Source organism: Staphylococcus rostri (genome assembly GCF_002902145.1).
In the GTDB taxonomy this organism is placed as follows: domain Bacteria; phylum Bacillota; class Bacilli; order Staphylococcales; family Staphylococcaceae; genus Staphylococcus; species Staphylococcus rostri.
The window spans coordinates 63,944-76,108 of sequence record NZ_PPRF01000019.1 but is presented as its reverse complement, the minus strand read 5'-3'; the positions used below and the strand labels follow the sequence as shown (position 1 = coordinate 76,108).

Below are 12,165 nucleotides of genomic sequence, written 5' to 3'. Positions count from 1 at the left end.
TGATGGATCCTGTATAGTACGTATATCCATTTATATATCACCCTTTATCTTTATCTCTTACGATTATAACTCATTTATCTATCGAGATATAGACAAATTAATTTTGACGTTGATAAAAAAGCTTTAACAAATAATCAAGGTCCTCTGTGTCATATGTCTCAGCTAACGTTGATAAAATATGTTCTGCTTCTTCAACATGACGTGCTAAAATTGCTTCGGCTTGTTCGCGTCCTAACAACGTAACGTAAGTAGACTTATCATTTACATCGTCACTACCAGTTTGCTTACCAAGCGCTTCAGTCGTTCCAAATAAATCGAGTAAATCATCTTTAATTTGAAAAATAATACCTAAATGATTCGCAAATTCAACTAATTGTTGCTGGTCGTTTTTTTCAATTTCCGCAATAATTGTTGCTGCTTCTATCGCAAATCGAATGAGCGCACCCGTCTTATGTAAATGAATTTGTTCTAAAACAGGCAATGCAACTGCTTTTGATTCGCTTTGCATATCAAGCGTCTGTCCACCTACCATGCCTTTATGACCACTCGCAATGCTCAGTGCTGAAATTAGCTTTACACGTGTCTCCGCAGATAACGATGTATCATTGCTAATGCATTCAAAAGCTTTCGTCAATAACGCATCACCCGCTAAAATCGCTAACCACTCACCATACACTTTGTGGTTGGTTGGTTTACCACGGCGCAAGTCATCATTGTCCATTGCTGGTAAATCATCATGAATTAACGAATACGTATGCACCATTTCTAACGCTATCGCTGTTTCAAGTCCTTTTTGGTAGTCATTGGGACGCAACATGTTCAGTGTTGCCAATAATAACAATGGACGGACACGTTTGCCCCCCGCTTGCAACGAATACATCATACTCTCTTCAAGTTGCGTATGAAGCTGAGTCGTTTCAACACTATCACTTAGCACATCATTAAAAGTCGCTAATAATTTATTCAGGCTTTGATTCATTGCTATCATCAGCCTCTTCTTCAATTAATTTTGACACTTTTTGTTCAGCTTCTTTTAATGTTGTTTCGCACGCTTTTGAAAGTGTCATCCCCTTTTGATAAAGTGCAAGGGATTCTTCTAATGACACGGTATCATTATCTAATTGTTTCACGATTTCTTCTAATTCATGCATCATTGTTTCAAATGATTGTTTATCTGTTGTCATCTTTACACCTTACCTTTTCAATAATCGCATCTACTGCGCCATCTTTCATTGTAATTTCAATGTGATCTCCTGTATCTAAATCACGACTACTTGTGATGACATCGTCCTGTTTTTTAACAATCGAATAACCACGTAACATTGTTTTTGTGGGACTGAGGTTATCCAGTGACGCTACTTGTTGAATGAGCGCTTGATTCTTTTGTGAAATGATGCGATTAACCTGTTTGTCTAATTGTTCACGTGACTGTTTCACAGACTGCTGATTGCGTTTGATCGCATCATGAAAATGACGTAATTGGAAGCGTTGCTCTGTAAGTTTTAAGCGCTGCTGTTGTTTCTGAATGATGCCTTCCATTGCTGTGTGCAACAGGCGGTCCAAATCATCACGTTTTTGAATATGTTGCTCGTACAATAAAGTCGGCTGTTTAAACTTATAATAATCTTGATAGCGTGCTAACGCCTGTCTGGCATGCTTCATATATTGCATAATAAAACGATTCAAGTAGTTTTGACTCTTCTGCAACACTTGATAAAGCTCCTGTTGGTCTGGCGTCGCAATCATAGCTGCTTGTGTTGGCGTTGCAGCACGCACATCAGCAACATAGTCACTTAATGTTGTATCTGTTTCATGACCCACAGCAGAGATAACAGGTGTTTGACAGTCGAAAATAGCTTTCACGACGACTTCTTCATTGAAACTCCATAAGTCTTCAATAGATCCGCCACCACGACCGACGATAATCGTATCGACGCCCAATGAATCGGCATATTTTAACTTGGCAACAATGTCTTCTGCTGCTTGTGTACCTTGAACGAGTGCGCTAATTTTTACTGGTTCTACTAATGGATAGCGACTTTGAATTGTATTTAAAATATCGCGTATGGCTGCCCCTGTACTTGCTGTAATGATGGCAATTTTCTCAGGATATTGCGGGATGGGCTTCTTATGAGATGGATCAAAATAACCATCTTTCGCAAGTTGTTTTTTCAACTGCTCAAACTTTTGATAAAGATTCCCCACACCATCCAATTGCATTTTATTCACATAAATTTGATAACTACCACGACGTTCATACACAGACACACGCGCCTCAACAATCACTTGGTCGCCTTCTTTAGGATCGAAATCAAGCTGGTTTGCAACAGCCTTAAACATCATCGCATTGATGACGCTGTTTTCATCTTTCAACGCAAAATAGAGGTGCCCACTACTATGACGTTTAAAGTTGGACAACTCTCCTTTGATTAAGACAGATTGAAGGTGCGGGTCTTGATCAAACTTATATTTAATATATTTCGTTAATGCTGAGACCGTTAAATATTGTTCCATAGTATCACTCTATCTTATTTAATATTGCTGAGTACCCCGTTAACAAATCGATGATGATCATCGTCAGAGAACTGTTTTGTAAGTTCAACTGCTTCATTGATGATTACTTTCTCTGGCGTATCACTGTGTAGAAGTTCAAAAGTCGCCATTCTTAAAATAATACGGTCTGATTTAAGCAGACGTGGAATCGTCCAGCCGTTTAGATGTGGCGCAATTGTCTCATCCAAAACAGGTTCGTGATCTTTCACGCCTGAAACAAGCCATTGAATAAAGCCGAAATCTAGGTCAGGGTAATCATCTTTAATAAAACTGATTGCCTCTTCAATTGTTAAATCAGAATTTTTCATTTCTAATTGAAATAAAGTTTGAAAAGCTTGGCTTCTCGCTTGTTTTCTACTCATGTTAATGCTCCATTCTGTAAATATTAGCTTTTAGGTTTGCCCATGTCGATATGTGTAATATGCACATTGACTTGTTTAGGTGTTAAAGCAGTCATTGTATTGATCGCGCTATGGATAGATTCTTGTACTTTTAACGCAGTATCAGAAATCTTCACGCCATATTTCAATGAACAATACACATTAATAATAATTTCATTGTCTTTTGTTTCGATTTTTACGCCTTTGCTTAAATTCTTACGACCGAGACGTTCTAATGTCGAATTCTTTCTGTCTGAGAACATACCTTGAACGCCCTTTACTTCAGATGCCGCAATACTTGCAATGACGGAAATAACTTCAGGTACAATTTCCACATTTCCTAAGTTAGGATTGTAGTTTTCGATAGATTTTGTCATGATATTTGACCCTCCGATTTCATTAATTTTCTTCATTCATCACATCATGAATTTCTAAAAACTTAGTATTGAAGTAGCCTTTTTGGAATATTGGATGGTGTAACAAGCGAATATGGAAAGGAACTGTCGTATCAATTCCCATAATCACAAATTCATTTAAAGCACGTAGACTCGTCATAATGACTTCTTCACGTGTTGCACAATGAATGATTAGTTTTGCTACCATTGAATCATAATGTGGTGGTATTGCGTAATTCATATAACATGCAGAGTCAATGCGAACGCCAAAGCCGCCGGGTGTTAAATATTGAGTAATCACACCTGGAGAAGGCATAAAGTTTTTATATGGGTTTTCCGCATTGATACGGAACTCCATCGCATGACCGTTAATATGAATGTCTTCTTGTTTATATGGTAATGTTTCGCCCATTGCCACTTTAAGTTGGAGTTTGAGTAAATCTACGCCTGTGACTACTTCAGTAACAGGATGCTCAACTTGAATACGTGTATTCATCTCCATAAAGTAGAAGGCGTCGTCATCTAAATCATAGATAAATTCAATCGTACCAGCGTTGTAATAACCAACGGCTTTTGCAGCACGAACAGCAGCGTCGCCCATTTCTTTACGTTTTTCAGGTGTCAAAATAGGTGACGGTGATTCTTCGACAAGTTTCTGCATTCGACGCTGAATCGTACAGTCACGCTCGCCCAGATGAATGACATTTCCGTGTTCATCGCCAATAATTTGGATTTCGATATGACGGAAATTCTCAATATATTTTTCTAAGTAAAGGCCGCCGTTACCAAATGCCGTTTCAGCTTCTTGTTGGGTCATTTTATAACCATTGATTAAAGCTTCTTCGTCACGGGCAATGCGAATCCCTTTACCGCCACCACCAGCTGTTGCTTTGATAATGACAGGGTAACCAATTTGATTGGCTGTTTCAATCGCGTGTTCAATACTTGTGACAAGCCCATCACTACCAGGAACGACAGGAACATTTGCACGTTTCATTTCTTCTTTGGCAACATCTTTAATCCCCATTTTTTGAATGGATTGGTAGCTTGGACCAATAAACTTTAATTGAACGGCTTCGCAAAGTTCTGCAAAGTCGCTGTTTTCAGCTAAAAAGCCGTATCCGGGATGAATACTGTCACATCCAGTTGACGTTGCGATTGATAAAATGTTAGGGATGTTTAAATAAGAATCTTTGGATTGCTTAGGTCCGACACAGTAGGCTTCATCGGCTAGTTGAGTATGTAGTGCATCTTTATCGCCTTCAGAATAGATCGCTACTGTTTGGATACCTAATTCGTGACACGCACGTATAATACGTACGGCAATCTCGCCACGGTTTGCAATTAATACTTTTTTCATCACTATTTCACCTTGAACAACGCTTGGCCATACTCAACCATTTGACCATCTTCAACAAGCACTTCTACAATTTCACCGCTCACTTCTGCTTGAATTTCATTGAACAGTTTCATCGCTTCTAAAATACATACTGTTGTATCAGCAGTGACTTTGTCGCCGACTTTAACATAAGGACTTTCTTCAGGTGAAGGCGACTTATAAAACGTTCCAACCATTGGCGCATTAATTGTTTGCAAATTATCAGCCGCCTCTGATTGTCCACTAGGTTCAGCTGCTGCAGTTGGTGCAGGTGTTGGGTTTGCTTGAGCAACAGGTTGAACAGATGCAGCTGTTACCTGTTGTGTAATCATTTCTTTTTCTTTCTTTAAAGTGATTTTTGACCCTTTATTTTCAATATTTATCTCAGTTAGGCTAGATTGATCAAGAATGTCAATTAATTCTTTAATCTCTTTAAAATTCATATTGGTTACTCCCTCATAAATGATTTCTATCTTTATATTTTACTTGAGGGTTCTGGTCAATTCAAGCAAAGTCATAATTGACGGGTGTTAACTAATGCTGAAAAAACTGGGAAAACCAAATAGATATTTGACTTCCCCAGCTTCTTAATTATGCACGAGATACGTAGCTACCATCAGCTGTATTGATGACTAATACGTCTCCTTCATTAACAAATAATGGTACATTTAAAGAATATCCTGTTTCAACAGTTGCTGATTTTGTTGCACCTGTTGCAGTATCACCTTTAATACCAGGTTCTGTTTCTGTTACTTCAAGTTCAACAGTTTTCGGTAATTCAACACCGATTGTTTCGCCTTCATATGATTGAATGTGAACATCCATATTTGCTTTTAAGAATTTTAATTCATGCTCTAAATATGAAGTTGATAATTCCGTTTGTTCGAATGTTTCGTTGTCCATAAAGATGTGCGTATCACCATCTGCATATAAATATTGCATACGACGATTTTCAATCATTGCCGGCTCAACTTTTTCACCGCCACGGAAAGTTTTTTCTTGAATGGCACCTGTACGTAAGTTACGTAATTTAGATCTTACGAATGCAGCACCTTTACCAGGTTTTACGTGTTGGAATTCTAATACTTTCCAAATACCATTATCTACTGAAATTGTTAATCCAGTTTTAAAATCATTTACAGAAATCATTAAGTTTCCTCCTCAGATTCACTCTTCTTATAAAATAATAAGGTCTTTTGTTGAATTAGTAAAGCATTGACAGCCATTTTCTTGAATTAAAATGTCATCTTCAATACGAACGCCACCTAGACCATTCACATAAATGCCCGGCTCGATTGTTACAATGTGATTTGGTTTGAGAATATATGATGATTTTGGTGACAACATAGGCAGTTCGTGAATGTCTAAACCGATACCGTGACCGAGTGAATGACCAAAGTTTTCACCATAGCCTGCTTCAGCAATAATATCACGTGCCACTTGATCGATTTCCTTGCCAGACATGCCTGCTTGAATACGAGATACAGCCGTTTTTTGAGCTTTAAGAACGGTCTCATATATTTTGATCATTTCATCTGAAGGCTGACCAACAGCGAATGTACGTGTAATATCAGACGCATATCCTTTATAGTAAGCACCAAAATCAAGTGTGACCATATCGCCTGATTCAATCACTTTATCTGACGCAACACCATGTGGTAACGCACCACGATGGCCTGACGCAACAATCGTATCAAATGATGTGTCATCTGCACCTAACTGCAACATCTTACTTTCTAAATGCGCTTTAAGTTCCTTCTCAGTCATTCCAGGTTTTGCGATCGTTAAAATATATTCGTATGCTTGATCCACGATGTCGGCTGCTTTTTGAATATATGCGATTTCTGTCTCGTCCTTGACCATTCTAATATGTTCAATCGCCTGGCCAATCGGTTTTAAGGTATGCGCACCTTTACTTAATGTCTCATAAGTATCATACGCAACGATATGACCTTCAAAACCAACATTTGTTAAGTTGTGTGTGTCGATATGTTCAAGTAACGATGTATATAAGTCCCCTTGTTGCTGAATAATTTCATATTGTTCAGCTTGTGACGTTGCTTGTTCAACATAACGAAAGTCCGTAAATAGATATTGTTCTGACTTGGTAATTATGAGCGCACCACTCGTTCCAGTAAAACCAGATAAGTAGCGACGGTTATAGTCTGTCAGTACGAGTAAAGCATCTAATTGTTGTTCTTCTAAAATGTGTCTTGCCTGTTCAATACGGTGTTTCACACAAATCCCCTCCTGAATATTTGTACTTATCTATATGATACCTTAAAATAGTATCTTGTATAGCGTAAAACATCAAAACAGGAGTTAAAAATGAAAAAATTAATCGTTTTAAGTTTCAGCTCAATGGTGCTTTTAACAGCATGTGGTAGTCAAAACTTACTCCCTTTAGAAGAGAAAAGTACAGAGCTGCGAGAAGATAATCATGAATTAAAGTTAACGAATCAAGCGTTAAAAAATGAAAATGCCAAAAAAGAAAAACAATTGGCCGCTTTGGAAAAAGATGCGAAAGATACGAAAAAGGCCAAAGCCAATCAAAAAATTGCGAATTACTATGAAGTTTCATCAGCTTATTTTAGTGATGTAACAAGTATTATTAACGCATATCAAGATTTGGACAAAGATGTTGTAAAAAACGAGCGAAAAAATCAAATCATTGGTAAGCTAGATGCCGTTTTAGATGATCACGATGTTGCTGTTGATCGTTATCGTGACGATGCTGGAGCGTTAGATGTTATAAAAAGTGATGAGAAAGTCAAAAAGCAACATAAAGAAGTTCAAGAAGTCCAACAAAACATTCAAAAAGCATTAGAAAAAATCCGTAAAGGCTACGCGAAGAAAGATCAAGAGCTGATTCAAACAGGACGTCAAGAACTGATCAATATTAAAGTCACATCCAGTGAAGAAACAGAACAATAACGGAGGTTGAACAATATGAGCGCATTTCAAAAAATTATTTTTACACTCATTGCCATCGTAGCACTCGTTGGCTTAGTGATGAATTTAGATACATTTTTATTAAGTATTACAAATACGATTATTACAATGGTCGTTATCATTGGTATTATCTATTTACTGTATTTCTTTTTCTTTCTCACAGAAGATCAACGTAAATATAAAAAAGCGGTATGGAAAAATAAATGGAAATATCGTCGTCGTAAATAGCAAAAGACAGCACATGCAGTGAAATTCATCATTGTGTGTGCTGTCTTTTATAATTATTTTCGATATAAGAAGTCTTCTGAGCGGTATTTCTCTTCAAGTTGTTTAACTTCTTCAAGTTGTGCTTCTGTAAGCTTAAGTGGTTTAAAGTCAATATGCAATCCTTTTTGGAATCCTTCTTTGAAAGCAACTTCCATTTGTTCCAATGTAATATAGTCATCTGATAAGTCATTAATCGCAATTGCTTTTTCAACAAATGCTGCTTTCATTTTTTCCTTCAAGCGCTCATTTTTGAAAATAAACATATCAAACAAATCATCGATGTCGACATCTTGAAGAATTGAACCGTGTTGTAAAATAACGCCCTTTTGACGCGTTTGCGCACTACCCGCAATTTTTTTACCTTCTACAACCAATTCGTACCAGCTCGGTGCATCAAAACATACAGAACTGCGTGGTTGTTTCAACTTCTCTCGTTCTTCTTTAGAGCGTGGAATGGCAAAATAAGCATCAAAACCAAGTGCTTTAAACCCTTCCAGTAAGCCAGCTGAAATCACACGATACGCCTCTGTCACTGTTTGTGGCATCGCAGGATGTGATTCAGGTACAATCACACTATATGTTAATTCCTTATCGTGAAGCACACCACGGCCACCCGTCTGTCTTCTTACCAGACCATAGCCCTTTTCCTTTACTTTGTCGATGTCGATTTCTTTAGCTAAACGTTGGAAGTAGCCAATTGATAATGTCGGTGGTGACCATGTATAAAAACGTACGACTGGATCAATTTCACCGCGTGAGACGAAATTGAGCAGCGCTTCGTCTAAAGCCATGTTGTAGTATGGATCATGACTTCCTGTGTTGATAAAATGCCAAGTTTCTGTCACAACAATTGCCCCCAAATGAATTTGTTTTATTTATCTGTTTTTCAGTTGTTATCTTAACATAAAAATTTTGATAATTTATCTTATCAGTCTTATAATAATAATATCGGTATTTGAGGGAGGATGCAAGATGAGTAATACGGCAGTGACAATATTAATTATTTTAGCCGCACTTATTATTTGGATGGTTATCCAATACATTCTAAATAAAAGAGCTGTTAAGGAATTAAATCAAGATGAATTTCAACAAGGCTTACGTAAAGCACAAGTAATTGATTTACGTGAAAAAGCTGATTATGATTACGGTCACATTATTGGGGCTAGAAATATTCCGATGACAGTATTTCGCCAACGTTATCAAGGCTTAAGAAAAGATCAGCCTATTTATTTAGCAGATGCCAATGGTATTGCGAGCTACAGAGCAGCAAGAACACTCAAACGTAAAGGCTACAATGAAGTGTACATGCTTAAAGGCGGCTATAAAAAATGGACAGGTAAAGTCAAATCTAAAAAATAACATGAAAAACCTAGCATTTCAGTTGTCTACTGAAATGCTAGGTTTTTTCTTATCATCTATTCTTTTTCAGCTTTTAATCCTTCAAATTTTAAGACAGGCTTACGAGCTGCAGTTGTTTCATCTAAACGATCAATCACTGTTGTATGTGGCGCTTCAAGTACGATGTCAGGATTTTCTTCTGCTTCTTTCGCAATTTGAATCAATGCGTCACAGAAATAATCTAATGTTTCTTTAGATTCTGTTTCAGTTGGTTCAATCATCATACCCTCTTCAACAATCAGTGGGAAGTATACAGTTGGTGGATGTACACCAAAGTCTAATAGGCGTTTTGCCATATCAAGTGTACGGACACCAAGTTTCTTCTGTTTTGTACCACTTAATACAAATTCATGTTTACAATATTGGTCGAATGGAATAACGAAAGTATCTTTCAAGCGTGCTTTCATATAGTTTGCATTAAGAACGGCAGCTTCAGAAACTTCTTTAAGCCCTTCGTAACCCATTGAACGAATATACGTGTATGCACGTAAGTAAATGCCGAAGTTACCGTAGAATGGTTTTACACGGCCGATAGAGTTTTCCATTGAATTATCATATTCAAATGTATCCCCATTTTTAATCACAAGTGGTTTTGGTAAAAATTCGCGTAATGCTTTTTTAACACCAATAGGGCCTGAACCAGGACCACCGCCACCGTGAGGGCCTGTAAATGTTTTATGCAAGTTTAAGTGCACGGCATCAAAGCCCATGTCACCAGGACGTACTTTGTCCATAATCGCATTTAAGTTAGCACCATCATAGTATAAAAGACCGCCAGCTTCATGAACAATATCACGAATTTCCATAATATTTGTTTCAAAAATACCTAATGTATTCGGGTTTGTTAACATGATGGCAGCTGTTTTATCACTTACTAATTCTTTTAAGTGATCAATATCCACTTCGCCTTTTTCATTTGATTTAACAGTTACAACTTTAAAACCAGCGAAGACTGCAGATGCAGGGTTTGTACCGTGTGCAGAGTCTGGTACGATGACTTCATCACGTTGTATATCCCCATTTTTAACATGGTACGCTTTGAAAATCATTAACGCCGTCCATTCACCGTGTGCACCGGCAGCTGGTTGTAATGAAATCTCGTCCATACCAGTGATTTCTTTTAATTCTTCCTGTAAAGAATAAATAATTTCTAGTGAACCTTGTGCTTGATTGACTTCTTGTAATGGATGAGACTCAGTGAAGCCTGCAATTCGTGCAACTTTTTCATTAATTTTAGGGTTGTACTTCATTGTACATGAGCCTAATGGATAGAAACCTGAATCGACACCAAAGTTTTTATTAGAAAGCTCAGTGTAATGTCTTACAAGATCAAGCTCGGATACTTCAGGGAATTCTGCTTTGTTTTTACGGATAAACTTGTCATCGAGTAACTTTTTGGCTACCCCGTTATCAATTTCCTTTTTAGGTAATGAATAGGCATAGCGACCTGCTTTTGAACGTTCAAAAATTAATGGGCTTGATTTACTAACCATTAAGTTCACCTGCTTTCTCTACAAAGTAATCAATTTCAGCTTTCGTACGTAATTCTGTTACAGCAACAAGCATATGATTATCGAATGATGCATCGACAACACTTAAGTCAAAGCCGCCGATGATATCAAATTCCAATAATTGTTGATTGATGTCAGAAATAGGTTGATTGAACTTCACGACGAACTCATTGTAAGAAATACCGTCAAGAACTTCAAAGCCACGTGCTTTAAATTGATCCTTAGCGTAGTTTGCATTTTCCATATTTTGTTCAGCAATATCTTGTAAGCCTTGTTTACCTAATGCTGACATGGCGATAGAAGATGCAAGTGCGTTTAACGCTTGGTTTGAACAAATATTTGACGTTGCTGTTTCACGACGAATATGTTGCTCACGCGCTTGTAATGTTAAAACGAAGCCACGGTTACCTTCATCATCTTGTGTTTGACCAACAAGACGACCAGGTACTTTACGCATTAATTTTTTCGTTGTTGCAAAATAACCACAGTGTGGGCCACCGAATTGTGATGGGATACCAAATACTTGTGTATCACCGACTACAATGTCTGCACCAAATTCACCTGGAGGCGTTAATAAGCCAAGTGCAAGTGGATTTGCATAGACGATGAATAATGCTTTCGTACTTTCAACAAAAGATTTAATTTTTTCTAAGTCTTCAATTGAACCAAAGAAGTTTGGATATTGAACCGCTACTGCAGCGGTATCGTCATCGACAGCTGCTTGTAATTTTTCTAAATCTGTAATCGTACCGTCAAGATCTACTTCTACAACTTCATATTGGTCTCTAATATTTGAGTATGTGTGTAACACTTGTAGCGCTTGGTAATGTAAGCCTTTTGAAACGACAATTTTATTCTTTTTCGTTTTACCCCATGCAAGTAAGCATGCTTCTGCAAAACTTGTCATACCATCATACATTGATGAGTTTGCAACATCCATACCTGTTAATTCACAAATCATTGTTTGGAATTCAAAAATAGCTTGTAACTCCCCTTGTGAAATTTCAGGTTGATATGGCGTATATGCCGTGTAAAATTCTGAACGAGAAATCATTGCGTCTACAACTGATGGTGCATAATGATCATAGACACCGGCACCTAAGAAGCTTGTATGTGTTTCTTTTGTAATATTTTTACTTGCTACTTTATTTAAACGTTTCAATAATTGCGTTTCCGGTTCAGCATCCGCGATATCTAAATTTCTATCTAGTAAGACGTTTTGTGGTACATCACTGAATAACTCTTGAATAGAATTGACACCAATTGTCTCTAGCATTTGTTTTTCGTCTTTTTCTGTTAATGGAATATAACGATGACTCAATGCTTTCACC

Annotated in this window: 15 protein-coding genes; 3 read left to right on the top strand and 12 right to left on the bottom strand. The window is 37.4% G+C overall.

All coding sequences use genetic code 11. The annotated features are described in order from the left end of the window. Window positions 1-97: 97 nt before the first annotated feature. The 9 genes from CD122_RS04070 to CD122_RS04030 all read right to left on the bottom strand — a co-directional run bounded on the left by CD122_RS04070 (window position 98) and on the right by CD122_RS04030 (window position 6,944). Entirely contained in the window at window positions 98-979 is an 882-nt protein-coding gene (locus CD122_RS04070; protein WP_103357727.1) for a polyprenyl synthetase family protein, read from the bottom strand. Then, entirely contained in the window at window positions 960-1,184 is a 225-nt protein-coding gene (locus CD122_RS04065) for an exodeoxyribonuclease VII small subunit (protein ID WP_103357726.1), read from the bottom strand. Before CD122_RS04065 ends, CD122_RS04070 begins: the two co-directional genes overlap by 20 nt. After that, complete coding sequence (gene xseA, locus CD122_RS04060) at window positions 1,171-2,514, bottom strand: exodeoxyribonuclease VII large subunit (protein ID WP_103357725.1); 1,344 nt, start codon at window positions 2,512-2,514, stop codon at window positions 1,171-1,173. The genes CD122_RS04065 and xseA overlap by 14 nt, the downstream gene beginning before the upstream one ends. Before the next feature lie 14 nt (window positions 2,515-2,528). Next, window positions 2,529-2,915 carry a transcription antitermination factor NusB gene (nusB, locus tag CD122_RS04055; protein WP_103357724.1) on the bottom strand — a complete coding sequence of 129 codons (387 nt, stop codon included), beginning with the start codon at window positions 2,913-2,915 and terminating at the stop codon, window positions 2,529-2,531. Window positions 2,916-2,938: 23 nt separating this feature from the next. Continuing rightward, complete coding sequence (locus CD122_RS04050) at window positions 2,939-3,310, bottom strand: Asp23/Gls24 family envelope stress response protein (protein ID WP_103357731.1); 372 nt, start codon at window positions 3,308-3,310, stop codon at window positions 2,939-2,941. Between the two features lie 22 nt (window positions 3,311-3,332). Then, window positions 3,333-4,688 (bottom strand): acetyl-CoA carboxylase biotin carboxylase subunit, encoded by a 1,356-nt coding sequence (gene accC, locus CD122_RS04045; RefSeq protein ID WP_103357723.1) that lies wholly within the window; start codon window positions 4,686-4,688, stop codon window positions 3,333-3,335. A 2-nt stretch (window positions 4,689-4,690) separates the two neighbouring features. Next, window positions 4,691-5,149 carry an acetyl-CoA carboxylase biotin carboxyl carrier protein gene (accB, locus tag CD122_RS04040; RefSeq protein ID WP_103357722.1) on the bottom strand — a complete coding sequence of 153 codons (459 nt, stop codon included), beginning with the start codon at window positions 5,147-5,149 and terminating at the stop codon, window positions 4,691-4,693. A 148-nt stretch (window positions 5,150-5,297) separates the two neighbouring features. Next, entirely contained in the window at window positions 5,298-5,855 is a 558-nt protein-coding gene (gene efp, locus CD122_RS04035; RefSeq protein ID WP_103357721.1) for an elongation factor P, read from the bottom strand. 27 nt (window positions 5,856-5,882) lie between these two features. Then, entirely contained in the window at window positions 5,883-6,944 is a 1,062-nt protein-coding gene (locus tag CD122_RS04030; RefSeq protein WP_103357720.1) for a M24 family metallopeptidase, read from the bottom strand. A gap of 90 nt (window positions 6,945-7,034) precedes the next feature. On the opposite strand from CD122_RS04030, the gene CD122_RS04025 reads away from it, so the two are divergent. Continuing rightward, entirely contained in the window at window positions 7,035-7,640 is a 606-nt protein-coding gene (locus tag CD122_RS04025) for a hypothetical protein (RefSeq protein WP_103357719.1), read from the top strand. 15 nt (window positions 7,641-7,655) lie between these two features. Continuing rightward, a complete protein-coding gene (locus tag CD122_RS04020; protein WP_103357718.1) occupies window positions 7,656-7,886 on the top strand; it encodes an SA1362 family protein in 231 nt (76 codons plus the stop codon). Window positions 7,887-7,939: 53 nt separating this feature from the next. Here CD122_RS04020 and CD122_RS04015 read toward each other — a convergent pair whose 3' ends face one another. Next, window positions 7,940-8,770, bottom strand: coding sequence for a lipoate--protein ligase family protein (locus CD122_RS04015; RefSeq protein ID WP_103357717.1), 831 nt, complete (start codon window positions 8,768-8,770; stop codon window positions 7,940-7,942). 127 nt (window positions 8,771-8,897) lie between these two features. On the opposite strand from CD122_RS04015, the gene CD122_RS04010 reads away from it, so the two are divergent. Then, window positions 8,898-9,284 carry a rhodanese-like domain-containing protein gene (locus CD122_RS04010; RefSeq protein WP_103357716.1) on the top strand — a complete coding sequence of 129 codons (387 nt, stop codon included), beginning with the start codon at window positions 8,898-8,900 and terminating at the stop codon, window positions 9,282-9,284. Window positions 9,285-9,340: 56 nt separating this feature from the next. On the opposite strand, the gene gcvPB is transcribed toward CD122_RS04010, so the two are convergent. Beyond that, the gene (gene gcvPB, locus CD122_RS04005) at window positions 9,341-10,816 is read right to left on the bottom strand and encodes an aminomethyl-transferring glycine dehydrogenase subunit GcvPB (protein ID WP_103357715.1); all 1,476 of its coding nucleotides are present in this window, start codon (window positions 10,814-10,816) and stop codon (window positions 9,341-9,343) included. Then, on the bottom strand, window positions 10,809-12,155 hold the full coding sequence (gcvPA, locus tag CD122_RS04000; RefSeq protein ID WP_103357714.1) for an aminomethyl-transferring glycine dehydrogenase subunit GcvPA: 1,347 nt from the start codon (window positions 12,153-12,155) through the stop codon (window positions 10,809-10,811). The genes gcvPB and gcvPA overlap by 8 nt, the downstream gene beginning before the upstream one ends. Window positions 12,156-12,165 lie beyond the last annotated feature (10 nt).

What these genes read in the sequence shown, in the direction of transcription:
- CD122_RS04070 (WP_103357727.1), bottom strand. Translation starts at nt 979, where the DNA reads ATGAATCAAAGCCTGAATAAATTATTAGCGACTTTTAATGATGTGCTA.
- CD122_RS04065 (WP_103357726.1), bottom strand. Translation starts at nt 1,184, where the DNA reads ATGACAACAGATAAACAATCATTTGAAACAATGATGCATGAATTAGAA.
- xseA (WP_103357725.1), bottom strand. Translation starts at nt 2,514, where the DNA reads ATGGAACAATATTTAACGGTCTCAGCATTAACGAAATATATTAAATAT.
- nusB (WP_103357724.1), bottom strand. Translation starts at nt 2,915, where the DNA reads ATGAGTAGAAAACAAGCGAGAAGCCAAGCTTTTCAAACTTTATTTCAA.
- CD122_RS04050 (WP_103357731.1), bottom strand. Translation starts at nt 3,310, where the DNA reads ATGACAAAATCTATCGAAAACTACAATCCTAACTTAGGAAATGTGGAA.
- accC (WP_103357723.1), bottom strand. Translation starts at nt 4,688, where the DNA reads ATGAAAAAAGTATTAATTGCAAACCGTGGCGAGATTGCCGTACGTATT.
- accB (WP_103357722.1), bottom strand. Translation starts at nt 5,149, where the DNA reads ATGAATTTTAAAGAGATTAAAGAATTAATTGACATTCTTGATCAATCT.
- efp (WP_103357721.1), bottom strand. Translation starts at nt 5,855, where the DNA reads ATGATTTCTGTAAATGATTTTAAAACTGGATTAACAATTTCAGTAGAT.
- CD122_RS04025 (WP_103357719.1), top strand. Translation starts at nt 7,035, where the DNA reads ATGAAAAAATTAATCGTTTTAAGTTTCAGCTCAATGGTGCTTTTAACA.
- CD122_RS04020 (WP_103357718.1), top strand. Translation starts at nt 7,656, where the DNA reads ATGAGCGCATTTCAAAAAATTATTTTTACACTCATTGCCATCGTAGCA.
- CD122_RS04010 (WP_103357716.1), top strand. Translation starts at nt 8,898, where the DNA reads ATGAGTAATACGGCAGTGACAATATTAATTATTTTAGCCGCACTTATT.
- gcvPB (WP_103357715.1), bottom strand. Translation starts at nt 10,816, where the DNA reads ATGGTTAGTAAATCAAGCCCATTAATTTTTGAACGTTCAAAAGCAGGT.